Consider the following 23,229-nt stretch of genomic DNA (forward strand, 5'->3'; position numbering starts at 1 on the left):
GTTCCTCCGAACACCCCCAGGGCGCTGGCCTGCACGAATTGCCAGTAAACTCGGTGCACGTGACTTCAGCGCCCGCCAAGCCCCGCATCCCGAACGTCCTCGCCGGACGCTACGCCTCCACCGAGCTGGCCTCGCTCTGGTCGCCCGAGCAGAAGGTGAGGATGGAGCGGCAGCTCTGGCTCGCCGTGCTGCGGGCGCAGAAGGACCTCGGCATCGAGGTGCCCGACGAGGCCATCGCCGACTACGAGCGCGTCCTCGACACCGTGGACCTCGCCTCCATCGCCGAGCGCGAGAAGGTCACCCGGCACGACGTGAAGGCCCGGATCGAGGAGTTCAACGCCCTCGCCGGTCACGAGCACGTCCACAAGGGCATGACCTCCCGTGACCTCACGGAGAACGTCGAGCAGCTGCAGATCCGCGTCTCCCTTGAGCTGATGCGCGACCGTACGGTGGCCGTCCTCGCCCGCCTGGGCAAGCTCGCGGCGGAGTACGGCGAGCTGGTCATGGCAGGCCGCTCGCACAACGTGGCCGCCCAGGCCACCACCCTCGGCAAGCGCTTCGCCACGGCCGCCGACGAGCTGCTGGTGGCGTACGAGCGCGTCGAGGACCTGCTCGGCCGCTACCCGCTGCGCGGCGTCAAGGGCCCGGTCGGCACCGCCCAGGACATGCTGGACCTGCTCGGCGGGGACGCCGCCAAGCTGGCCGAGCTGGAGCAGCGGATCGCCGCCCACCTCGGCTTCTCGCGGGCGTTCACCTCGGTCGGCCAGGTCTACCCGCGCTCGCTGGACTACGAGGTCGTCACCACGCTGGTCCAGCTGGCGGCGGCGCCGTCCTCGCTCGCGAAGACGATCCGGCTGATGGCGGGCAACGAGCTGGTCACCGAGGGGTTCAAGCCGGGCCAGGTCGGCTCCTCGGCGATGCCGCACAAGATGAACACCCGCTCCTGCGAGCGCGTCAACGGCCTGATGGTGATCCTGCGCGGCTACGCCTCGATGACCGGCGAGCTGGCGGGCGACCAGTGGAACGAGGGCGACGTGTCCTGCTCGGTGGTGCGCCGGGTCGCGCTGCCGGACGCGTTCTTCGCGCTGGACGGCCTCCTGGAGACGTTCCTGACCGTGCTCGACGAGTTCGGCGCCTTCCCGGCGGTCGTCGCCCGCGAGCTGGACCGCTACCTGCCGTTCCTCGCCACCACCAAGGTGCTCATGGCCGCGGTGCGGGCCGGGGTCGGCCGCGAGGTCGCGCACGAGGCGATCAAGGAGAACGCGGTCGCCACCGCGCTCGCCATGCGCGAGCAGGGCGCCGACCGCAACGACCTGCTGGACAAGCTGGCCGCCGACGAGCGTCTGCCGCTGGACCGTGCGCGGCTGGAGGCCCTGATGGCCGACAAGCTGTCCTTCACCGGCGCCGCCGCCGACCAGGTCGGTGTGCTGGTCCGCCGTATCGACGAGATCGCCGCCAAGCACCCGGAGGCCGCCCGCTACACCCCCGGGGCGATCCTCTGAGCCTCACCCAGGCGGAGCTGGAGGCCGCCCGCGACCGTCTCGTCCCCGACGTGATCGCGGACGGCCTCCACGTCCTGTTCTGCGGCATCAACCCCGGCCTGATGTCCGCCGCGACGGGTCACCACTTCGCCCGCCCCGGCAACCGCTTCTGGCCGGTCCTCCACCGCTCCGGCTTCACCCCCCGGCAGCTGAAGCCCGCCGAGGAACGCGACCTCCTCTCCTACGGCCTCGGCATCACCAACGTCGTCGCCCGCGCGACCGCCCGCGCCGACGAACTGAGGCCCGAGGAGTACCGCGAGGGCGGCCGGCTGCTGGCCGCCAAGGTCGAGCGGTACGCGCCGCGCTGGCTGGCCGTGGTCGGCGTGACCGCCTACCGCTCGGCCTTCGGCGACCGCACCGCCCGGATCGGCCCCCAGGACCGCACCATCGGGAACACCCGCGTCTGGGCTCTCCCCAACCCCAGCGGCCTGAACGCCCATTGGACCCTGGAGACGATGACGGAGGAGTTCGCGCGCCTCCGGGAAGCGGCGACCGAAGCGTAGCCGCCCCACCGCTCGTCGAACCGCACGACCCTCGCCTCCCGCAGCACGCACAGCTCCTCGGCCACTCGCTCAGGCGTCCCGGCGCCGCACGCACCACGCCCCTGCGAAAAGCGCCGCAGCCGACCACAGCGCGGTGACCGCGAGCCCGGACCAGGGGCCGAGGGTGCCGTCCCAGGTGCTGTGCAGGGCGATCTGACCGGCCCGGTCGGGCAGGTAGTCGGCCGCGCCCGCCGAGAGGTCGCCGATGACGAAGGACACGATCAGCAGGAAGGGGATCAGCAGGCCGAGCGTGGTGACGCCGCTGCGCAGGACGGCCGCGAGTCCGGCGGCGAGGAGCGCCATCAGCGTGAGGTACAGCGCGCTGCCGAGGGCGCCACGCAGCCCGTCGCCCCAAGGAGGCGCGTCCGCACCGAGGTTGGCCCGGCCCACCGCGAGGGTCAGCAGGCCGGTGACGAGGCCGGCCGCGAACACCGGGAGCGCGACGGCGACCGCCTTGGCGGCGAACCAGCGCGTGCGGTCCGGTGCGGCGGTCAGCGTCAGCCGCAGCGCACCGCCCCGGTACTCCCCGGCCACCGCCAGGGCGCCGAAGGCGATCGCCGCGATCTGGCCGAGGCTGACGCCGAAGAACACCGAGAACAGCGCGTCGGAGTGATCGGGATGCGCGGAGGTGACCGCCGAAAAGCCCACGGTCACAAGGAGGATGGCGGCGAGAGCACCCACCAGCGACCGCAGCGTACGGATCTTGAGCCACTCGGCGTGCAGCACAGGAACGAACGGCATGGTCAGACCTCCTGGGGCTGTGCGGTGAACTCGGCCTCGGCGGCCGTGAGATCGAGGTACGCCTCTTCCAGACTGGCTTCCTGGTCGGCGAGTTCGAGCACGGGCAGCCCGGCCTCGGCCAGCAGGTGCCCCAACTCCTCGGCGCGGGCGTGCCGTACGGTCCAGGCGCCGTCCGCGTCCCGCTCGGCCTCGTGGCCGTGGAGCAGGAGCAGCGCCCCGAGGGCGTCGGAGTCGGCCGTGCGCACCCGCACCCGGGGGCGCACTCGCGCGTCGATGAACTCCCGTACCGGGGTGTCCGCGAGGAGGCGGCCCCGGCCGAGGATCACCAGGTGGTCCGCGAACGCGGCCGTCTCGCCCATGAGATGGCTGGAGACCAGGACCGTACGTCCCTCGGCGGCCAGCTCGCGCAGCAGGGAGCGGACCCAGACGATGCCCTCGGGGTCGAGCCCGTTGGCGGGTTCGTCGAGCAGGATCACCTCGGGGTCGCCGAGCAGCGCGGCGGCGATCCCGAGCCGCTGGCGCATCCCGAGGGAGAAGGTCCGCACCCGGCGCCGGGCCACGGAGGCGAGCCCGGTCCGCTCCAGGACGGCGGTGACCCGCGCCACGGGGATGCGGTTGGTCGCCGCCAGCACCCTGAGGTGGTCGTGGGCCGTGCGGGCGCCGTGCGCGGCGCGGGCGTCCAGCAGGGAGCCCACCCGGCGCAGCGGCTCGGTGAGCCGGTCGTAGGGGCGGCCGTCGAGCGTGGCGGTGCCGGAGGTGGGCCGGTCCAGGCCGAGGACGAGCCGCATGGTGGTGGACTTGCCCGCGCCGTTGGGGCCGAGGAAGCCGGTGACGCGGCCGGGGCGGACGGTGAGGGTCAGGCCGTCGACGGCGCGTCGGCCGCCGTACTCCTTGGTGAGGTCGCGCAGTTCGATACTGGTCATGGCAGTGAGCCTCGCCGGGCGGGCGCCCCCGCGCCTCCCCCTGGCGTGGGGATCGCCTCCCCCGCGCGAGGGAGGTGGGTCACCGGTGCGGCCTGCGACGATGGCTCCATGGTCCGCTTCCTGCGCCCGCTGCTGCGCGGGACGACGTACACACGCCTGCTGCATCTGTGGGTGCCGATGCTGATCGTCAGCTGCTGGCTCTTCATCGACCCCAGGACGCCCTGGATGCCCGCGCTCCTGATCGCGCCGGCCGGTCTCGTGGCCGGGGTGCGGATGGGCGAGGGCGTGCAGGCGCGGCTGCTGCTGACGCCCGGCGAGAAGGAGCCGGGCATCTCCGCGGTCCCGGCGGCCTCCTGGCGCGACCGGTGGCGCACCGTGCTGTGGCTGGAGGCGCGGATGGTCCTCGGGGCGGCCTCGGTGTTCGCCTGCGTATGGCTGCCGACGCTGGCCTTCGACCTCACCAAGTACGCCTGGGGGAAGCCGCCTTCGGGCATCCCCCTGCTGGACCGGCTGCCCCCGCACCCGGCGTACGCGCTGCTGGCCCCGCTCCCGCTGCTCGTTCTGTACGGCGCGGTGGTCGGGCTCGGCGCGCTTGTCACCGCGTGCGCACGGCAGTTGCTCGGTCCCTCGGCCGCCGAACGCCTGGCCGCGCTGGAGGAGCGCACCGAGCAGCTGCTCGAACGCACCCGGATCGCACGGGAGTTGCACGACTCGATCGGGCACGCGCTGACCGTGGCCGTGCTCCAGGCGGGTGCCGCGCGGGCGGCGGGCGACGCGGAGTTCACCGGGCGCGCGCTGACCGCCATCGAGGAGACCGGCCGGGCCGCCCTCGACGACCTGGAGCGGGTGCTCGGGGTGCTGCGCGAGGCGGAACGGCCGGTGGGCGCGCGGCCCACGCTGGTGGACGCGGGACGCCTGCTGGAGTCGGCGCGGGCCTCGGGCGCCGAGGTGGACTCCGAGGTGACGGGTCCGGTGGAGGCGGTGCCGGGGCCGGTGTCCCGCGAGGGCTACCGCATCCTCCAGGAGGCCCTGACCAACGCCCTGCGGCACGCGGGCCCGGTGCCGGTACGGGTCCGGGTGGCCGTGGCGGAGCAGAGGCTCACGCTGGAGATACACAATCCCCTCCCGGCGGGACTCGCCGAGAGCCGGGGCGGCAGCGGACTGCGCGGCATCCGCGAGCGGGCGGCACTGCTCGGCGGCAGCGCCCTGACCGGGCCGTACGAGGGCCAGTGGCGGGTACGGGCGGAGCTGCCGCTCGGCTGAGGCCGCGCGGGCACTCGGCCGACGACCGGCACCGCCCGTACTGATCTACGCTGGCCGCATGCCGGTCACCGTCCTGCTCGTCGACGACGAACCCCTGGTCCGCGCCGGTCTGCGGGCCGTGCTCGACACCCAGCCCGACATCGAGGTGGTCGGCGAGGCCGCCGACGGCGCGGCCGTCATCCCGCTGGTGCGTCAACTGCGGCCGGATGTCGTGGCGATGGACGTGCGGATGCCCCTCCTGGACGGCATCGAGGCCACGCGCGCGGTGCTGCGCACGGTGGCCGAACCGCCCAAGATTCTCGTGGTGACCACCTTCGAGGACGACGCGTACGTGTAGGAGGCGCTGCGCGCGGGCGCGGACGGCTTCCTGCTGAAGCGGGCCCGCCCGGAGGAGATCGCGCACGCGGTACGGCTGGTGGCGGCGGGCGACTCGCTGCTGTTCCCGGCGTCCGTACGGCAGTTGGCCGCCCGCTACGGCGGGGAGCGGAGCGCCACCGATCCCCTCTCGGCGGCCCGGCTGACGGAGCGGGAGGCGGAGGTGCTGCGGCTGATGGCGCGGGGGCTGACGAACGCGGAGATCGCCGCCCGCCTGGTGGTCGGCGTGGAGACGGTGAAGTCGCATGTGAGCGCGGTGCTGGCCAAGCTCGGGGCGCGCGACCGGACCCAGGCGGTCATCGCCGCGTACGAGTCGGGGTTCGTCGCGCCAGGATGACCCCGGCCCGGCCCTCGCCGGGAGGGGCGGGCCCGAGTACGATCCGCCCCACGACGCCCGCGAGCTGGGAGGACGGACCGTGGGGCAGCTGACCGGTGGCGATCCCTCGCTGCTGCGGAGGATCAACTCCGCGGTGGTGCTGCGCGCGCTGCGCGACACGGAGTGTGCGACGCTCACCGAGATCACCCGGGTGACCGGGCTGTCCCGGCCCACCGTCGAGGGGGTCGTGGAGGGGCTGGCCGAGGCGGGGCTCGTGGTGGAGACGGCGGCCGAGGAGGGGACGGCCCGGCGGCAGGGGCGCCCGGCGCGGCGGTTCAGGTTCCGGGCCGAGGCGGGGCATCTGCTGGGCCTGGAGATAGGAGCGCACCGGGTGGTGGCGACCCTGTCCGACCTGGACGGGCGGGTCCTCGGCACCCAGACCAGACCCGTCGACGAGAAGGCCCCGGCCGACGAGCGCCTGGAGCGGCTGCGCGGCACGGTCGCCGAGCTGCTGCGCCGGGCCGGGGTCGCCCGTGGCTCGCTGCGCGCGGTCGGGGTGGGCACGCCGGGCATCGTGGAGGCCGACGGAACGGTTCGCCTGGGGACGGCGCTGCCCGGCTGGACGGGGCTGCGCCTCGGTGACCGGCTGAGCCGTTCCTTCAAGTGCCCGGTCCTGGTGGAGAACGACGCCAACGCGGCCGTCGTGGCCGAGCGCTGGAAGGGCGCGGCGGCCAAGAGCGACGACGTGGTGTTCGTACTGGCCGGGCTCAGCCCGGGCGCGGGTGCGCTGATCGGGGGGCGGCTGCACCGGGGGTTCGGCGGGGCGGCCGGGGAGATCGGGGCGCTGCATCTGCTGGGCCGCGAGGCCACCCCGGAGACACTGCTGTCCACCACGGGCGAGCCGCTGCCCCCGCTGGACGAGCAGGCGGTCACCGAGGTGTTCGCGCTGGCCCGCGAGGGCGACCGGGCGGCCCAGGCCGCCGTGGAGCGCTTCATCCAGCGGCTGGTGCACGACGTGGCCGCGCTGGTCCTGGCCCTCGATCCCGAACTGGTCGTCATAGGAGGCTGGGCGGCCGGTCTGGACGGCGTCCTGGACCCCCTGCGCCGCGAGCTGTCCCGCTACTGTCTACGCCCGCCGGGCGTCGCCCTCTCCCTCCTGGGCGAGGCGGTCGTCGCGATGGGCGCGCTGCGGCTGGCGCTGGCGCATGTGGAACGGCAACTGTTCGCGGTGGAGGGGGCGGTGGGGGCGGCGGACTGAGCCCCCCCCCCCCCGGCCGAAGAACACTGAGCCACCCCGGCCAGAAAACACCGCACGCCCCGCCAAGTCGGCGGAGCGTGCGGTCAGTTCACAGCGTCCGTCAGGACGCCCGCCGCGCCGGATCCTCGTGTATCTCCACGTCCGGCGAGTCCCCGAAGGTCAGCCGGCACGTGTCCGCCCGGTACGTCGCCACGGAGAGCGCCGCCGTGCGGCCCGCCGCGTGGAAGCGGGTCGTGAGGACCAGGACCGGGGAGCCCGGCAGCCGGTCGAGTTCGCGGGCGTCGTCCGCCCCGGCGGAGCCGAGTTCGACGGCGCGGTCCTGCCCGTCGAGTTCCAGCCGGTGCAGCTCGCGCAGGACCGCACGCGCGCGGGACGGGCCCGAGGGCGCGTCGATCGCGGTGAGGTCGGGCACCGAGGCGGCCGGGACGTAGAGCAGTTCGGTGGCGACGCTGCGGCCGTGCGAGGTGCGGGAGCGGCGCACGGTGTGCACCTCTTCGCCGCCGGTCTCCAGCGTGGCGGCGACGGAGGCGGGCGGCACGGACCGTACACAGTCCACGGGCTGCCAGGCGTCGTCCCCGGCCCCCGGCCAGGTGTGCCGCGAGGTGCCGACGGCGACGCCCATGCGCGGCGGCGCGACGGTGGTGCCGACGCCCCGGCGACGCTGAAGGCGGCCCTCCAGCTCCAGCTGCTCCAGGGCCTGGCGCAGCGTGGCGCGGGCGACGCCGTAACGGGCCGCGAGGTCGCGTTCGTTCGGCAGGATCTCGCCGACCGAGAACTCCGAGTCGAGCGCCTCGGTGAGCACGGTCTTGAGATGCCAGTACTTCGGTTCCGGCACCGATTCCAGTTGCGTGGTCCCCACCCTGTCCTCCGCAAGCCGTTGTCCGGCGGTTTTGGCGCCCTTGTTTATTAAAGGTTGTTGCAGTTATCAGTGACCATAAAACGGACCTGACCCTTGGTCAAGACCAATCCTCTCTCCGGGGCCCATATCGGCGGGCCCCGGACACCCGGGCGTTCACACGGTGTTCGCGAGAGAGCGCAGCTTGTCCGGGTTGCGAACGATGTAGACCGTGCTGACGAGGCCGTCCACGATGTCCACCTGGAAGACCGAGTCGGGCTTGCCGTCGAGCAGGACGAGCACCGCGACGCCGCCGTTGACCTCGATGAACTCGTACGACATGCCGGGTACGACGCCCTTGCCGACGGCGCCCGCGAGGAAGCGGCCGACCTTGTCCGCGGTGTGCAGCTCGCGCACCGGCGCCTTCGCCTTGCCGCCGCTGTCGCCGACGAGCCGGGCCTCGGGGGCGAGCAGTGACATCAGCCCTTCGAGGTCGCCCTCGGTCGCGGCGGCGAGGAAGCGCCGGGTGAGGTCGCGGCGCTGGGCGGGGTCGACATCGTAGCGCGGGCGCCGCTCCTCCACGTGACGGCGGGCGCGTCCGGCGAGCTGGCGCACCGCCGCCTCGCCGCGGTCGAGGAGTTCCGCGATCTCGGCGTACGGGTAGCCGAACGCCTCGCGCAGCACGAACACCGCGCGCTCCAGCGGGGAGAGCGATTCCAGGACGACGAGGACGGCGAGGGAGACGGAGTCGGCGAGCAGGGCGCGGTCGGCGGTGTCGGGGACGGTGTCGCCGAAGTCGGTGACGTAGGGCTCGGGCAGCCAGGGGCCGACGTACGCCTCGTCGCGCGCCTTGACCTGGCGCAGCCGGTCGATGGCGAGGCGGGTGGTGACGCGCACCAGGTAGGCGCGCGGTTCGCGGACCTTGGCGCGGTCGGCACCCGCCCAGCGCAGCCACGCGTCCTGGACCACGTCCTCGGCGTCGGCGACACGGCCGAGCATCCGGTAGGCGACTCCCATGAGGAGGGGGCGGTTCTCTTCGAAGACGTCGGTCGCGGTGTCGGTGGTCACCGCCTCATCCCAGCCGACCCGTCCGCCGGTGTCCAGACGGTATCGCCCGACACGCCCCGGGAGCCCGTCCGGAATCGGCCGCTCCGCCACCGGGGCGGGCGCGTTCACGGCCCGGCGCGGGTACTACCCGCCGGTAGCCATTGCTGACAAGCTGTCCACCGCGTCCGTCAGCAGCCCACCCGAGGAGCATGTCATGTCCGCCACCGCCTCCTTCCCGGTCACCGGCCCGCACGGCACGGGAGATGTGACCGTCTCCTACGAGCGCGTGGGACGCGGCGAGCCACTGGTCCTGCTGCACGGCATCGGGCACCACCGGCAGGCGTGGAGCCCGGTGATCGACATCCTGGCCACCGAGCGCGAGGTCGTCGCGGTGGACCTGCCGGGCTTCGGCGCCTCCCCCGCCCTGCCGACCGGCCTGGACTACGACCTGCCGACGACCAACGCCGTGCTCGGCACGTTCTTCCGCGAACTGGGCCTGAGCCGCCCGCACGTGGCGGGCAACTCGCTCGGCGGGCTGCTCGCCCTGGAGCTGGGCAGTGCGCGGCTGGCGCGTTCGGTCACCGCGCTGTCCCCGGCCGGGTTCTGGACCGAGGCCGAGCGGCGCTACGCCTTCGCGGTGCTGCTCGCCATGCGGGGCATCGCACAGCGGCTCCCGCTGCCCCTGGTGGAGCGGCTGGCGGGCAACGCGGTGGGGCGTACGGCGCTGACCAGCACCATCTACGCCCGCCCCGCACGCCGTTCACCCGAGGCGGTGGTCGCGGAGACGCTGGCGCTGGCCGGGGCGAGCGGGTTCGAGGCGACGCTGCGCACCGGCACCACCGTGCGGTTCACCGACACGGTGCCCGGGACGCCCGTCACGGTGGCGTGGGGCACCCGGGACCGGCTGCTGCTGCGCAGGCAGGGGGTGCGCGCGAAGCAGATGATTCCGCACGCCCGCCTGGTGCGGCTGCCCGGCTGCGGGCACTGCCCGATGAACGACGACCCGGCGCTCGTGGCCCGTGTCCTGCTGGACGGCAGCCGCTGACCGCTCGCGTCCCGTACCCTCGGTAGTGCCGCGCACCGGCGTCATCCCCCGGAGCGCGGCACCTCTTCGCCGGGGTCAACTCGCCTGTAGGGTGAGCACGTTGCGTGGCTGATGGGGCGGCATACGGGGCGTCGCGGCGGATCACGGCCGTAGAAAATGCAATGAAATCGACCCAATCAGCCTTTACCCATCGGTCACAGAGCGTTCGTGATCACGCAACACCACTGCGTCACAGTGGCCGCATGACACCAGAGACTTCTCGGACGATGCGCTCCCGGCACGGGCGCCCGGTGCACCACTGGCGGCGCGATCTCGTGGAACTGGCCGCGCTGTTCACGGCCGTTGCCGTCGCGGACGCGGTGGCGAACCTGATCGGACACGGTCCCGACGGTCCGGCGCTCCTGGTGGTCTCGGCGATCGCGCTGGCCGCGACCGCCGGTTTCCACACCTGGTGGTCCCGGCGCCATGGACACGCACCCCCGGTCCCGGACAGCGATACCGGCGCCCGGTCCGCCGCCACGGTGCGGTCGGCCGGGCAGTCCGACGACGAGGGCTCCTCGGTCGACGGGCCCGTGGGCGGGCCGGGCGCGCTGTGGCGGATGCGGACGACGGTGCGGGACGAACCGGGCTCGCTGGCCGTGCTGTGCACGGCGCTGGCCGAGGCGCGGGTCGACATCCTGAGCCTCCAGACGCATCCGCTGGCCGACGGCACCGTGGACGAGTTCCTGCTGCGGGCGCCGGAGACGCTGACGGCCACCGAGCTGACCCGGACGGTCGCCCGGGCGGGCGGCTCCGCCACCTGGGTGGAGCGGGCCGACGCCCACGACCTGGTGGACGGCCCCACCCGGGTCCTCGGCCTGGCCACCCGCACCGCTCTCGACACCGCCGAACTGCCGCTCGCTCTGCGTCAGTTGCTGGGGCGGTGCACCGTACGTTCGCTGCCGGGCAGGCCGGTGGACGAGGACACGGTGCCCGTCGAAGGCGTCCTCGAGGACACGGTGATGCGGCTCCGGGCCCCGGGCGGCGGGGTGTTGAGCGTGGAGCGGCCGTATCTGCCGTTCACACCCACCGAGTTCGCGCGGGCGCGGGCGCTGGTGGAGCTGGACGGCAGGCTGGGTCCGCGCATTCCGCGCGGCCGTGACGTGCTGACGCTGCCCGAGGGCAACGACATCACCGTGCGCCGGGCGGACACCGGTGACCTGGAGGCCGCCCGCGCGATGCACGAGCGCTGCTCGCCGGGCACCCTCGCGCTGCGCTACCACGGCCCGGTCGTCGACGCCGACCGCTATCTCAACCATCTGCTCAGCCCCCGCTTCGGCCGCACCCTGGCCGCGCAGACCACCTCGGGACGCGTGGTGGGCCTCGGTCATCTGCTGTGGGACGGCGACGAGACCGAGGTCGCCCTGCTGGTCGAGGACGACTGGCAGCGGCGCGGCGTCGGTGCCGAACTCCTGGGCCGTCTGGTCGCGATGGCGGTGGAGGCGGGCTGCGAGAGCGTGTACGCCGTGACCCGCTCCTCCAACACCGGGATGGTCGCGGCGATGCGGGGTCTGGACCTGCCGCTCGACTACCAGGTCGAGGAGGGCACGCTCGTCATCACCGCCCGGCTGGACGCGGCCCAGGTCCCGGTGCCGGTGGCGCGGGAGGACGGCCGGGTACGGCTCGGCGGCGCGCCCGAGCACGGCTGAGCATGGCTGATCACGGCTGCTCGCTGCTGAGCACGGCCGATACGGACGTACGGCCCGAACGGCGCCTGGAGACAGGTCCGTTCGGGCCGTACGCCGTTCACCCCACCGCCTCGCTCAGCGGCACCGGCGTGCGGGCGACCGTCCCCAGCGCGCCGTCCAGATCCGCCCACAGGTCGTCCACGTCCTCCAGGCCGACCGAGAGCCGCAGCAGCCGGTCGCTCACCCCGGCGCCGCGCCGGTCGTCCGCGTCGACGATGCGGTGGCTGATGGACGCGGGGTGCTGGATGAGGGTGTCCACGCTGCCCAGGCTGACGGCCGGGGTGATCAGCCGGACGCGGGAGATCACCTCGTGCGGGTCGCCGTGCGTCTCGAAGGCGATCATCGCGCCGCCCAGGCGGGGATAGCGGACGCGGGCCACGCGCGGGTCGGCGGCGAGCCTGCGGGCCAGTTCGGCGGCGCTCGCGGAGGCGGCCCGTACCCGTACCGGCAGCGTGGCCAGGCCCCTGAGCAGCAGGTATCCGGCGAGCGGATGCAGCACCCCGCCGGTCGCGAAGCGGATCCGGCGCAGCTGTCCGGCGAACTCCTCGTCGCAGGCCACCACCCCGGCGAGCACGTCCCCGTGGCCGCCGAGGTACTTGGTGGCGCTGTGCAGCACCAGGCGGGCGCCGAGCTGGGCGGGGCGTTGCAGCACGGGGGTCGCGAAGGTGTTGTCGGCGAGCAGCGGGACCGTGCCGCAGGCGTGGGCGACGGCGCGCAGGTCGGTCTCGGCGAGGGTGGGGTTGGCCGGGGACTCGACCATCACCAGGCCGGTGTCGGGGCGCAGCGCGTCCGCGATGCCCGCCGGGTCGGTCCAGGTGACCTCGGTGCCGAGCAGTCCCGCGGTCAGCAGATGGTCGCTGCAGCCGTACAGCGGCCGTACCGCGACGACATGGCGCAGGCCCGCCGCGGAGCGGGCGAGCAGGACCGCGCTGAGGGCGGCCATGCCGCTGGCGAACGCCACGGCGGACTCGGTGCCTTCGAGCCGGGCGAGCGCGGTCTCGAAGCGGGCCGTGGTCGGGTTGCCCAGACGGCCGTAGACCGGCGGCCCCACGAGGTCGGCGCCGTCGGCGGCGAAGGCGTCGATGCGGGCCGCCTCGGCGCGGCTGTCGTAGGACGGATAGGTGGTGGACAGGTCGATGGGCGGGGTGTGCAGGCCCTGGCGGGCGAGGTCGTCGCGCCCGGCGTGCACGGCCTCGGTGGCCAGAGCGCGGGAAGCGGTGTCGTCGAAAGCGCCGTTGCTCGCTGAGTCCATGGCGCCAGGGTGAACACCGGCCGGGTTCAGGGGACCAACGGCCGTGTTACGTTCGGCACATGGCCGATTCCGTCGTACTGGACCCGGTGGATCTGCGGCTGTTGCGGCTGCTGCAGAACGACGCCCGGACCACGTACCGCGACCTCGCCGAGCAGGTCGGGGTGGCGCCGTCGACGTGTCTGGACCGGGTGGCGCGGCTGCGCCGTTCGGGGGTGATCCTCGGGCACGAGCTGCGCCTGGACCCGGCGAAGCTGGGGCGCGGCCTCCAGGCGCTGCTCTCGGTGCAAGTACGGCCGCACCGGCGGGAGTTGGTGGGGCCGTTCGTGGAACGGGTGCGGGCGCTGCCGGAGTCGCGGACGGTGTTCCATCTGACCGGCCCGGACGACTATCTGGTGCATGTGGCCGTGGCGGACATGGCCGATCTTCAGCGGCTGGTGCTCGACGAGTTCACCTCGCGGCGCGAAGTGGCCCGGGTGGAGACCCGGTTGATCTTCCAGCAGTGGGACTGCGGCCCCCTGCTCCCGCCCGGCGCACCGTGATCCGAAACAGGGTGACGTGGCACGTCGGGGCGGCGAGGATGGGCGCCATGTCTGAGACGAAGAGCGCACTGCCCCGTCAGGTCGCCGACGCGTACGTCGACGAACTCGTCGCCCTCGACCCGGTCACCGGCACCTACCTCGGTATCGCGGAAAGCTCCGGCAGGCTTCCCGACTACTCCCCCGCCGGCCATGCGGCCCTGGCACAGCTGGCGCGCACCACCCTCGCGCGCCTGGACGAGGCCGAGCGCCTGCCCGGTGCGGACAGCGACGCCGAGCGCCGCTGCGCCCGGCTGCTGCGCGAGCGGCTGACCGCCGAACTCGCCATGCACGACACCGAGGAGCACCTGCGCGCGGTCGGCAACATGCACACCCCGGGCCACTCGGTGCGGGACATCTTCACCGTGACCCCCGCCGAGACCGAGGAGGACTGGGCGGCGCTCGTGGAGCGGCTGCGCGCCGTCCCGGCCGCCTACGCGGGCTATCGCGCCTCGCTGGAGCTGGGCCTTGAGCGCAAGCTGTACGGGGCGCCCCGGCCGACCGCAACCTTCGTCGAGCAGCTCACCGAGTGGGCGGACACCGGTGAAGGCCGGGGCTGGTTCGAGGACTTCGCCGCCGCAGGACCCGAGGCGCTGCGCACCGAGCTGGATGAGGCGGCCCGCGCGGCGACCGCCTCGGTGGCCGCACTGCGCGACTGGGTGCGGGACGTGTACGCCCCGGCGATCGAGGGCGCCCCGGACGTGGTCGGCCGGGAGCGCTACGCCCGTATGTCCCGCTCGTTCAACGGCACCGATCTCGACCTGGACGAGGCGTACGCCTACGGCTGGGCGGAGTTCCACCGGCTGCGCGCCGAGATGGCCGAGGAGGCGGAGAAGATCCTGCCGGGTGCCGAGACGCCCTGGGTGGCGCTCGCGCACCTGGACGAGCACGGGCGGCACATCGAGGGGGTCGAGGAGACCCGGCAGTGGCTCCAGGACCTGATGGACCGGGCCATCGCGGACCTGGACGGCACGCACTTCGAACTGGCCGAGCCGGTACGGAGGGTGGAGTCGCGCATCGCCCCGCCCGGCAGCGCGGCGGCCCCCTACTACACCGAGCCGTCGGAGGACTTCTCCCGGCCGGGCCGCACCTGGCTGCCGACCATGGGCGCGACCCGGTTCCCGGTCTACGACCTGGTCTCCACCTGGTACCACGAGGGCGTGCCGGGCCACCATCTCCAGCTGGCGCAGTGGGCGTACGTGGCGGACAGCCTCTCGCGCTACCAGGCCACCGTCGGCATCGTGAGCGCCAACGCCGAGGGCTGGGCGCTGTACGCGGAGCGGCTGATGGACGAGCTGGGCTACCTCACGGACGCGGAACAGCGGCTCGGCTATCTGGACGCGCAGATGATGCGTGCGCTGCGGGTGATCGTCGACATCGGCATGCATCTGGAGCTGGAGATCCCGGCGGACTCGCCGTTCCACCCCGGTGAGCGGTGGACGCCGGAGCTGGCCGAGGAGTTCTTCCGCGCCCACAGCAGCCGTCCGGCGGACTACGTGGCCAGCGAGCTGACCCGGTATCTGACCATGCCGGGCCAGGCGATCGGTTACAAGCTCGGCGAGCGGATGTGGCTGCTCGGCCGGGAGCGGGCGCGTGAGCGGCACGGCGACTCCTTCGATCTGAAGGCGTGGCACATGGCGGCGCTGTCGCTGGGCTCGCTGGGCCTGGACGACCTGCTGGACGAGCTGTCCCGGCTCTGACCTCGCGGGCCGTACGGAGGCAGGCGCCGCGCTCGGCCGTACGGCCCTCTCCCGCTGGCGCGGTCCCGCGCACCGGCTGCTTGCTGGTGCGGGGGCCGTCGCTCGGGAGGTGGGCCGCTCATGCAGGTCAAGGGGCGCAGGGGGCCGGGCCGGGAGGTGCTGGAGACCCCGCGCGCGGCCGGTCTCGCCGGGGTGGTGTTCGCGCTGCTCCTCGCGGCGACGATCGTGCTGATGCGGCTCGGCATCCCCGAGGGCGCGGGCGCGGCGGCGGCGCGGGGGTTCACGGACCCGGGGCGGCGCGAGGCGGTCCGGACGGCGCTGGCGCTGATCCCGTTCGCGGGCATCTTCTTCCTGTGGTTCCTGGGCGCGGTGCGCGCCCATGTGGGTGAGGTCGAGGACCGGTTCCTCGCGACCGTGCTGCTCGGCAGCGGACTGGTCTTCACGGCGACCCTGTTCGGCGCGGCAGCGGCGGCCTCCGCCGTGCTGGCGGTCTCGCACCCGGCGGGCAGCACCCCGTCGCCGCAGACCTGGGACTTCGGACGGCACTTCGCGTACGGGCTGATGACCGAGTACGCGATGCGGATGGCGGCCGTCTTCGTGTCGTCGATGTCCGTGATCGGCAAGCGGCTGGGCGTCCTGCCGCGCTGGCTGGTCGTACTGAGTTCGCTGACCGCCCTCGCCCTGCTCTTCGTCTCCTCGAACGTGCCCTGGGCAGAGCTGGTCTTCCCCGCCTGGTCACTGGTGCTGAGCACGCACATCCTCGTGGTGAGCGGACGCCGGCGGGCCTCGGGCACCCCCTAGGGGAACGGTCACCCGATCGGCGGCTCCCGGCGCGCGGCCCGGTGCCCCCGGCTCCCATGCTGGCGGGCGGGGGACGACCGCCGTCCGGGACCGCGCGCCGCGCAAGGGGGCGGGCACACCGGACCTGCCACCGGAAAGGGCGGAGCGTCGATGAGGATCGTCGTCGATCTCAACAAGTGCCAGGGGTACGCCCAGTGCGCGTTCCTGGCCCCCGACGTCTTCACCATGCACGGCGACGAGGCGCTGCTCTACAACCCGCACGCCGCCGACGAGGAGCGGGACGCGGTCGCCCGGGCCGCCGCCGCCTGCCCGGTCAAGGCGATCACCGTGGAGGGGCTGTACCAGGGCGCCCCCGCGGAGGACGCGTGGGTCGCCGCCGGAGCCGCCCGGGAGCTGTCCGATGGCCGCTGACTACGTGGACCGGCTGCGCCGCGAGGGCCGCATCGTCATCGTCGGTGCCTCGCTGGCCGGGCTGCACGCGGCCGAGACGCTGCGCGAGGAGGGCTTCACCGGCGCGCTGACCCTGATCGGCGACGAGCCGTACGAGCCCTACGACCGGCCGCCGCTGTCGAAGGCGGTGCTGCTCGGCAAGGCGTCCCCGCAACACACCGAGCTGCCCCGGCGCCGGGACCTGGACGCCGAGTGGCGGCTCGGCGTCCCGGCGGCCGGGCTCGACCTCACCGGCAAGCGGGTGCTGCTCGCCGACGGCGAGGAGGTGCCGTACGACCGGCTGCTGATCGCGACCGGTGTGCGCGCCCGGCCCTGGCCCAAGGAGGAGGAGGCCGAGCTGGACGGCGTGTTCGTGCTGCGCACCCGGGACGACGCGACCGCGCTGTGCGACCGGCTGCTGGCCGGGGCCCGGCGGGTCATGGTGATCGGCGCCGGGTTCGCCGGGTCCGAAGTCGCCTCCGCCTGCCGGGAGATGGGCCTGCAGGTGACCGTCGCCGAACGCGCGGGCGCCCCGCTGGTGGGCGCGCTCGGCGGGGTGATCGGGGCCGTCGCCGCCGAACTCCACGAGGAGAACGGCGTGGACCTGCGCACCCACGTCACGGTGACCGCGCTGGAGGGCGACTCGATGGGCCGCGTGCGTGCGGTGCATCTGTCGGACGAGAGCGTGGTCGAGGCGGACGTGGTGGTCGTCTCGCTGGGCTCGCTGCGCAACACCGAGTGGCTGACCGGGTCCGGGCTCGGGGCGGGGCCGCGCGGCATCGCGAGCGACGCGGGCTGCCGTGCCTTCGACTTCCGGGGCATCGTCACCGACGACGTGTTCGTGGCCGGTGACGTGGCCCGCTCCCCGCATCCGCTGTTCGGCTACCAGTTCCTGTCCCTGGAGCACTGGGGCAACGCGGTCGCACAGGCGGAGACGGCCGCGCACAACATGATCTGCCAGCCGTACGACCGGCGGCCCCACCTGTGGATGCCCGCCTTCTGGTCCTCGCAGTTCGGGGTGAACATCAAGTCGGTGGGCGTGCCGCCCATGGGCGACCAGCTGATGATCACCCAGGGCTCGACGGCGGAGCGCCGGTTCGTCGGTGTCTACGGCTACAAGGGCCGGATCGTGGCCGCGGTGACCTTCGACAACGCGCGCTGGCTGGAGTACTACCAGCGGCAGATCGAGCAGGGCGCCCCCTTCCCGGCCGACTATCCGACGATGGACCGGCGTCCCGAGGGGCGGCGGGCGGTGCCGTCCGACTTCCCCGACCCCTCGCTGCCGACGCACGGCCCGACCGTGACCCTCAGCGGCTACTCCCCGGCCGACCGCCGCCTGGTCTTCACCCCCGGCCACCACTGACCGCCGCACGCCCCAAGGACCTGCCATGACGCGAGCCTCGCTGGTGCGCCAGATCACCGACTTCGCCAACCGCGCGAACCCCTACCCCCTCTACACGGAGCTGCGCCGCACCCCGGTGCTGCACGAGGAGGAGGACGGGCCGTACGTCATCAGCTCGTACTGGGACATCGAGAGTCTGCTGCACGATCCCCGGATCAGCTCCGACGCGGCCAATCTGGCGGCGGCGGGGGCCGACGAGCTGAACCTGGCGGAGACCACGGGACTGCCGCCGTCCTTCATCCGGCTGGACCCGCCGGAGCACGACCGGCTGCGGCGCATGACCAACAGCGCCTTCGGACCGCCGGACAAGCCGCGCCGCATCGACGACATGCGCCCCGAACTCCACGCGATCGTGAGCGAGTTGATCGACGGATTCGGCGACGCCCGGGAGGTCGACCTGGTGGACCAGTTCGCCTATCCCTTCCCGGTGACGGTGATCTGCCGGCTGCTCGGGGTGCCGCGCGAGGACGAGCCGCGCTTCCGGGCCTGGGTGGACCCGCTGGTGGCGAGCCTGGACCCGGACACCCGGCAGGGCGCGGACCCGGAGTTCGTGAAGTCCGCGCAGGAGGCCCGGATGCAGCTGGGCATGTATCTGGCCGGGCTTGTGGAGGAGCGCACCAAGGAGCCGCGCGACGACATGCTGTCCGACCTGGCCACCCACCGGGGCCCGGACGGCACCATGACGATGATGGAAGTGCTCAGCACCGCCGTGCTGCTGCTGATCGCGGGCCATGAGACCACGGTCAATCTGATCACCAACGGCATGCTGACCCTGCTGCGCCATCCCGAGTACCTGGACCGGCTGCGCGAGGACCCGGACCTGGCCCCCAACATCGTGGAGGAGTTGCTGCGGTACGAGCCGCCCGTGCAGCTCGTGCCACAGCGCACCTGTATCACCGACATCGAGGTGCGCGGGGTGCGGATCCCGGCGGGCTCGCGGATCTGGCTGATGCTGGCGGCGGGCAACCGCGACCCCGAGCGGTTCAAGGACCCCGACCGCTTCGACCCGGACCGGGGCGACATCCAGCACCTGGGCTTCGGCAGCGGCATCCACAGCTGCTTCGGCGCGCCGCTGGCCCGTCTGGAGGCCCAGATCGCGCTGGCCGAGCTGGCCCGGCGGCTCGAAGGACCCCGGCTGGTGGAGGACCCGCCGCCGTACCGGCCCAACGCGGTGCTGCGGGGGCCGCGCCATCTGTCCGTCACCTTCGAGGGCGTACGACCCTGAGCCGAGGGTGCCTCAAGCCCCGCGCAGTCGCAGCGTGGACCCCGATCTCCCCTTCACGACCTCCAGTTGGGCGTGGACCCGGCGCCGCAGGTCGGCCACATGGCTCACGATGCCGACACTGCGGTCGCGTTCGCGCAGGGAGTCAAGCACGTCCAGGACCTCGTCCAGGGTCTGGTCGTCCAGGCTGCCGAAGCCCTCGTCGATGAACAGGGTGTCCAGCCGGACCCCGCCCGCCTCGTCGGTGACCACGTCCGCGAGGCCGAGGGCGAGCGCGAGCGAGGCGAAGAAGGTCTCGCCGCCGGACAGGGTCGCCGTGTCCCGCTCACGTCCGGTCCAGGCGTCCACGACATGCAGCCCGAGCCCGCTGCGCCCGCGTCCGCTGCGGTCGTCGGAGTGGACGAGGGTGTAGCGCCCCGAGGACATCATCCGCAGCCGGGCGGTCGCGGCGGCGGCGACCTGTTCCAGGCGGGCGGCGAGGACGTACGACTCCAGGCGCATCCGGCGCTCGTTGTCGGCGGAGGTGCCCGCGGTGAGGGCGGCCAGCCGGGCCACCCGGTCGTGCTCCTCGCGCAGCGGGGCGATCCCGCGGGCGCCGTCCTCCGCGCGGGCGGAGAGCCGGTCCAGCTCGGCGGTGGCCCGCTGGGCGGCGTCGCGCGCGGAGGCGGCCTCGCGCATCCGGCGTTCCGCCCCGGCGGCGCGCTGTTCGGCGGCGGCCGTGTCGGCGGGCGGCTGCTGGGCGGCCCGCGCCGTCTCGGGCTCGGCGAGCGCGACGCGTACGGCGGCCTCCTCCGACTGCCAGGCGTCCAGGCGGTGTTGCAGCGCGCGATGGGCGGCGGGGTCGAGCAGGGCGTCGGCAGCGGCGGCCGGGGTGTCGAAGCCCGCTCGGTAGGCGGCGTCGGCCAGGCGGGCGTCGGCCTCCTTCAGACGGGTGGCGGCCTCGTCGGCGGCGCGGGCGGCATCGGCGGCACCGGTCAACAGGACGGCGCGGCGCTCCAGTTGGGCGGCCCGGTCGGCCACGCTGGCCGCGCCTCCGCGCGCCCGGGCCAACTCCTCTTCGAGGGCGGCCTGTTCGCGCTCCAGAGTCTCACGCCGGGTGACCCGGGAGGCGGTGCGCACGGCGGCGCCCTGACGTGCCTCCAGGCGCTGTTCGCGTTCGCGCTCGGCCTGGCGGAGTTCTTCCTGGGCGGCGTGCAGGGCCGAGGCGTTCCGGCGGGCCTGCTCGAACTCGCCCTCCAAATCGCGGAGTTCGGACGCGAGCCGGTCGGCGGGGGTGTCACCGGCCTCGGTGGTGAGGGCGGTCAGGGCGGTCCGGAGCTCCACCGTCCGGCGCTGGTCCTTCGCGTGCTCCTCCTCGGCCTTCTGATGCGTCTCGAAGGCACGCTGCTCCGCCTCGCGGTCCACATGCCCGGTGTCCTTGCGCGCCGGGGCGGGGTGCTCGGTGGCTCCGCAGACGGCGCAGGGTTCGCCTTCGGTGAGGTGGGCGGCGAGTTCGGCAGCGATGCCGTTCAGCCGCTGTTCCTTGAGGTCGAGCCAGTCTCCCCGCAGCTCACCCGCGCGCTGCCCCGAGTCCAGCACACTGCGGCGGGCGGCCTCCAGCTCCTGCGTCAGCGCGTCCCGCCGCCGCGCCGCGTCCAGCCGCCGCCGGGCGGGCTCACGCCGCGCGCCGAGCTGCTCCGCCCGCACGGCCGCCTCCCCGGCGGCGTCGATCCGCCCCTGGAGCCCGCTCCGCAGCGCCTCCCATCCGCTGAGCCACGCATCCGCCTCCCGCAGCGCGTGCTCGTCGTCCCGCTCCTCGCGGTCGAGCCCGGCGCGCTCGGCGAGCAGACGAGTGAGCCGTCCCTCGTCGCGCCGGGCGGAGTCGAGCCCGCCCAGCTCCTCGGCGGCGCGGCGGGCGGCTGCCGCGAGCCCGGTCGCGTCGGCCCCGGCGTGTTCGGTGGGCAGCGGTCGCCGGGCGTGTTCCTCGGCGCGGGTGGCCTGCCGGTGGGCCGTCTCGGCCTCCCGGCGCAGTTCGAGGGCGGGGGCGACGGACTCGGCCTTGCGACCGCGTTCCATGCGCTGCTGGGCCGCCCGGTGTTCGCCGGAGCGCTCCTCCAGGCGTGCGGCTCGCTGCCGGGCCTCGGTGAACCGGGCCTGCGCACGGGCGAGTTCGCGCGTCTCGCCCCACTCCCGCTGGGCGTCCGCGTGGTCGGACTCGGCTGCGGTCAGTCGGCAGTGGGCGACGGTGAGGCGTTCGCGGGTGGCGCTGCGGGCGACGGCGGCGGCCTCCAGGACGGCCGCCGCGAGCCCCGGGTCGCCGGGGGCGAGGTCGGGCAGCTCCATGGCGTCGCCCGCGGCCTGCTGCATCCGGTGGGCGTCGGCGAGCAGCGCGGTGTCGGCCTCGCGCACCCGTGCCTCGGTGGTCCGCCTGCGTTCCGCGAGCCGCTTCTCCACCTCCGCGAAGCGCCGGGTGTCGAAGAGGCGCCCGAGCAGCTTGCCGCGTGCCTCGGCGTCCGCGCGCAGGAAGCGGGCGAAGTCGCCCTGGGGCAGCAGGACAACCTGGCAGAACTGCTCGCGGCTCATCCCGAGCAGCTGGGTGATCTCCTCACCGATCTCCTGGTGCGAGCGGCTGAGGTCCTTCCAGGCGCCGCGCCCGGCGTCGTACTCGCGCAGCCAGGTCTGGGCCTTGTCGAGCGTGGTGCCGGTGCCGCGCTTCTTGGGCCGCTCCCACGGGGGCTGCCGGGTGATCTCCAACCGCCGTCCCGAGACGGTGAGTTCGAGGCGGACCTCGGTGCGCGTGCCCGGCTCGGCGTGGTCGCTGCGCAGGTGGGTGCCCTGGCCGTTCTGCCGGGCGCCGGGGACGGAGCCGTACAGGGCGTAGCAGACGGCGTCCAGGACGGAGGTCTTCCCGGCGCCGGTCGGGCCGTGCAGCAGGAAGAGTCCGGCGGCGGAGAGGGCGTCGAAGTCGACGCTCTGGGTGGCGCCGAAGGGGCCGAAGGCGGTGATGTCGAGTCGGTGCAGCCTCACCGGGCCACCTCCCGCACGGTGTCGTCGGCGCGTACGGCGTCGAAGGCGTCGCGCAGGACGGCCGTCTCGCGCGGGTCGGGTCCGGCGCCGCGCACATGGGCGACGAAGTCCTCGGCGATCTGCTGGTCGTCGCGTCCGGCGAGGCGGCGGGCGTAGGAGACGGCGGGGTCGTCGGGGGCGCGCTCGGGGTCGAAGACGAGGCTGAGGGTGTGCGGGAAGCGGGCGGCGATGCGGGCCATGGGGTCGGCGGGGCGGATCGCGTCGGTGAGGGTGGCCTCGACCCAGGCGCCCTCGTGGCGCTCCAGACTCGGGTCGGCCAGGAGGTCGTCCAGGGTGCCCCGGAGGCGGGCGAGCGGGCGCGGGGCCGGGCAGTCGAGGCGTTCGGCGGTGACCGTGCCGTCGGCGGCGAGGTCGACCAGCCACATGCTCTTGCGGTGACCGGCCTCGGAGAAGGAGTAGGCGAGCGGGGAGCCGGAGTAGCGGACGCGCTCGGTGAGGGTCTGGCAGCCGTGCAGATGGCCGAGGGCGACGTAGTCCACACCGTCGAAGACTCCGGCGGGTACGGCGGCCACTCCGCCGACGGTGATGTCCCGCTCGCTGTCGCTGGCCTGGCCGCCGGTGACGAAGGCGTGGGCGAGGACGACGGAGCGGGTGCCGGACGGGCGGGCGGCGAGGTCGGCGCGGACCCGGTCCATGGCGGCGGCGAGCACGGCCTCGTGTCCGGCCTTGGTGACACCGAACTCGTCCTTGACCAGGGCGGGTTCGAGGTAGGGCAGGCCGTAGAAGGCGACCTCTCCGTGGGCGTCGGCGAGGACGACCGGGGTGCCCGTGGCGGCGGGTTCGGTGCGCAGGTGGATGCCCGCGCGGTCGATGAGTCCGGCGCCGACGCCGAGGCGGCGGGCGGAGTCGTGGTTGCCGGAGATCATCACCGTGGGCACGCCGAGGTCGGCGAGGCGGTGCAGGGCGTCGTCGAACAGCTCGACGGCGGCGAGCGGCGGGACCGCGCGGTCGTACACGTCCCCCGACACGACCACGGCGTCCACGGCGTGCTCGCGCACGGCGTCGACGAGGTGGCCGATGAACTCGGCCTGCGCACCGAGCATGTTCACCCGGTGGAAGGACCGGCCGAGATGCCAGTCGGAGGTGTGCAGGAGTCTCATGGTTCCCGAGACTAACGGGAGGGTCGGACAACGGGCTCCGTCGCTTGCGTACCGACCGCCCCACACTTG

At 74.0% G+C, this 23,229-nt stretch carries 19 protein-coding genes and 1 pseudogene; 13 read left to right on the plus strand and 7 right to left on the minus strand.

Features of this window, described 5'->3' with window-relative positions; all coding sequences use genetic code 11:
• Positions 1-59: 59 nt before the first annotated feature.
• The gene (gene purB / locus B079_RS0115215) at positions 60-1,502 is read left to right on the plus strand and encodes an adenylosuccinate lyase (RefSeq protein WP_018546684.1); all 1,443 of its coding nucleotides are present in this window, start codon (positions 60-62) and stop codon (positions 1,500-1,502) included.
• Positions 1,503-1,552: 50 nt separating this feature from the next.
• Positions 1,553-2,044, plus strand: a complete 492-nt coding sequence (mug, locus tag B079_RS0115220) for a G/U mismatch-specific DNA glycosylase (protein WP_018546686.1) — start codon at positions 1,553-1,555, stop codon at positions 2,042-2,044.
• A 69-nt stretch (positions 2,045-2,113) separates the two neighbouring features.
• Here the strand turns inward: mug and B079_RS0115225 are convergent, their stop codons facing one another.
• Together B079_RS0115225 and B079_RS0115230 are read right to left on the minus strand one after the other, a co-directional pair.
• A complete protein-coding gene (locus B079_RS0115225; protein ID WP_018546687.1) occupies positions 2,114-2,824 on the minus strand; it encodes an ABC transporter permease subunit in 711 nt (236 codons plus the stop codon).
• A gap of 2 nt (positions 2,825-2,826) precedes the next feature.
• Positions 2,827-3,747, minus strand: a complete 921-nt coding sequence (locus B079_RS0115230; protein ID WP_018546688.1) for an ATP-binding cassette domain-containing protein — start codon at positions 3,745-3,747, stop codon at positions 2,827-2,829.
• Between the two features lie 108 nt (positions 3,748-3,855).
• Between B079_RS0115230 and B079_RS0115235 the strand changes: the two genes are divergently transcribed.
• The 3 genes and pseudogenes from B079_RS0115235 (at position 3,856) to B079_RS0115245 (ending at position 6,959) form a co-directional block, all read left to right on the plus strand.
• Positions 3,856-5,010, plus strand: a complete 1,155-nt coding sequence (locus B079_RS0115235; RefSeq protein WP_018546689.1) for a sensor histidine kinase — start codon at positions 3,856-3,858, stop codon at positions 5,008-5,010.
• 58 nt (positions 5,011-5,068) lie between these two features.
• Positions 5,069-5,722: pseudogene (locus tag B079_RS32115) on the plus strand (response regulator).
• Positions 5,723-5,801: 79 nt separating this feature from the next.
• Complete coding sequence (locus B079_RS0115245; protein ID WP_018546692.1) at positions 5,802-6,959, plus strand: ROK family transcriptional regulator; 1,158 nt, start codon at positions 5,802-5,804, stop codon at positions 6,957-6,959.
• A gap of 100 nt (positions 6,960-7,059) precedes the next feature.
• Here B079_RS0115245 and B079_RS0115250 read toward each other — a convergent pair whose 3' ends face one another.
• Positions 7,060-7,818: a GntR family transcriptional regulator gene (locus B079_RS0115250; RefSeq protein ID WP_018546693.1), complete on the minus strand. Its 759-nt coding sequence runs from the start codon at positions 7,816-7,818 to the stop codon at positions 7,060-7,062.
• Between the two features lie 153 nt (positions 7,819-7,971).
• Positions 7,972-8,862, minus strand: a complete 891-nt coding sequence (locus tag B079_RS0115255) for an RNA polymerase sigma-70 factor (RefSeq protein WP_026248722.1) — start codon at positions 8,860-8,862, stop codon at positions 7,972-7,974.
• 193 nt (positions 8,863-9,055) lie between these two features.
• Here B079_RS0115255 and B079_RS0115260 point away from each other — a divergent pair, with 193 nt between their 5' ends.
• Both B079_RS0115260 and B079_RS32120 read left to right on the plus strand, forming a co-directional pair.
• A complete protein-coding gene (locus B079_RS0115260; protein ID WP_018546695.1) occupies positions 9,056-9,886 on the plus strand; it encodes an alpha/beta fold hydrolase in 831 nt (276 codons plus the stop codon).
• A gap of 242 nt (positions 9,887-10,128) precedes the next feature.
• The gene (locus B079_RS32120) at positions 10,129-11,574 is read left to right on the plus strand and encodes a GNAT family N-acetyltransferase (protein WP_199779911.1); all 1,446 of its coding nucleotides are present in this window, start codon (positions 10,129-10,131) and stop codon (positions 11,572-11,574) included.
• A gap of 97 nt (positions 11,575-11,671) precedes the next feature.
• On the opposite strand, the gene B079_RS0115270 is transcribed toward B079_RS32120, so the two are convergent.
• On the minus strand, positions 11,672-12,865 hold the full coding sequence (locus B079_RS0115270) for a trans-sulfuration enzyme family protein (protein WP_018546697.1): 1,194 nt from the start codon (positions 12,863-12,865) through the stop codon (positions 11,672-11,674).
• A gap of 59 nt (positions 12,866-12,924) precedes the next feature.
• Between B079_RS0115270 and B079_RS0115275 the strand changes: the two genes are divergently transcribed.
• The 6 genes from B079_RS0115275 (at position 12,925) to B079_RS0115300 (ending at position 18,997) form a co-directional block, all read left to right on the plus strand.
• Positions 12,925-13,404, plus strand: a complete 480-nt coding sequence (locus tag B079_RS0115275) for an Lrp/AsnC family transcriptional regulator (RefSeq protein ID WP_018546698.1) — start codon at positions 12,925-12,927, stop codon at positions 13,402-13,404.
• A gap of 47 nt (positions 13,405-13,451) precedes the next feature.
• Positions 13,452-15,140, plus strand: coding sequence for a DUF885 domain-containing protein (locus B079_RS0115280; protein ID WP_018546699.1), 1,689 nt, complete (start codon positions 13,452-13,454; stop codon positions 15,138-15,140).
• A gap of 120 nt (positions 15,141-15,260) precedes the next feature.
• On the plus strand, positions 15,261-15,941 hold the full coding sequence (locus tag B079_RS0115285; RefSeq protein WP_018546700.1) for a hypothetical protein: 681 nt from the start codon (positions 15,261-15,263) through the stop codon (positions 15,939-15,941).
• A 150-nt stretch (positions 15,942-16,091) separates the two neighbouring features.
• Positions 16,092-16,352 carry a ferredoxin gene (locus B079_RS0115290; protein WP_018546701.1) on the plus strand — a complete coding sequence of 87 codons (261 nt, stop codon included), beginning with the start codon at positions 16,092-16,094 and terminating at the stop codon, positions 16,350-16,352.
• Positions 16,342-17,733, plus strand: coding sequence for an NAD(P)/FAD-dependent oxidoreductase (locus B079_RS0115295; protein ID WP_018546702.1), 1,392 nt, complete (start codon positions 16,342-16,344; stop codon positions 17,731-17,733). The genes B079_RS0115290 and B079_RS0115295 overlap by 11 nt, the downstream gene beginning before the upstream one ends.
• Before the next feature lie 25 nt (positions 17,734-17,758).
• The gene (locus B079_RS0115300) at positions 17,759-18,997 is read left to right on the plus strand and encodes a cytochrome P450 (RefSeq protein WP_018546703.1); all 1,239 of its coding nucleotides are present in this window, start codon (positions 17,759-17,761) and stop codon (positions 18,995-18,997) included.
• A gap of 12 nt (positions 18,998-19,009) precedes the next feature.
• Here B079_RS0115300 and B079_RS0115305 read toward each other — a convergent pair whose 3' ends face one another.
• Positions 19,010-22,000, minus strand: coding sequence for an AAA family ATPase (locus B079_RS0115305; RefSeq protein ID WP_018546704.1), 2,991 nt, complete (start codon positions 21,998-22,000; stop codon positions 19,010-19,012).
• Positions 21,997-23,160: an exonuclease SbcCD subunit D gene (locus B079_RS0115310; protein WP_018546705.1), complete on the minus strand. Its 1,164-nt coding sequence runs from the start codon at positions 23,158-23,160 to the stop codon at positions 21,997-21,999. Before B079_RS0115310 ends, B079_RS0115305 begins: the two co-directional genes overlap by 4 nt.
• Positions 23,161-23,229 lie beyond the last annotated feature (69 nt).

It is taken from the genome of Streptomyces sp. LaPpAH-108 (assembly GCF_000373625.1).
In the GTDB taxonomy this organism is placed as follows: domain Bacteria; phylum Actinomycetota; class Actinomycetes; order Streptomycetales; family Streptomycetaceae; genus Streptomyces.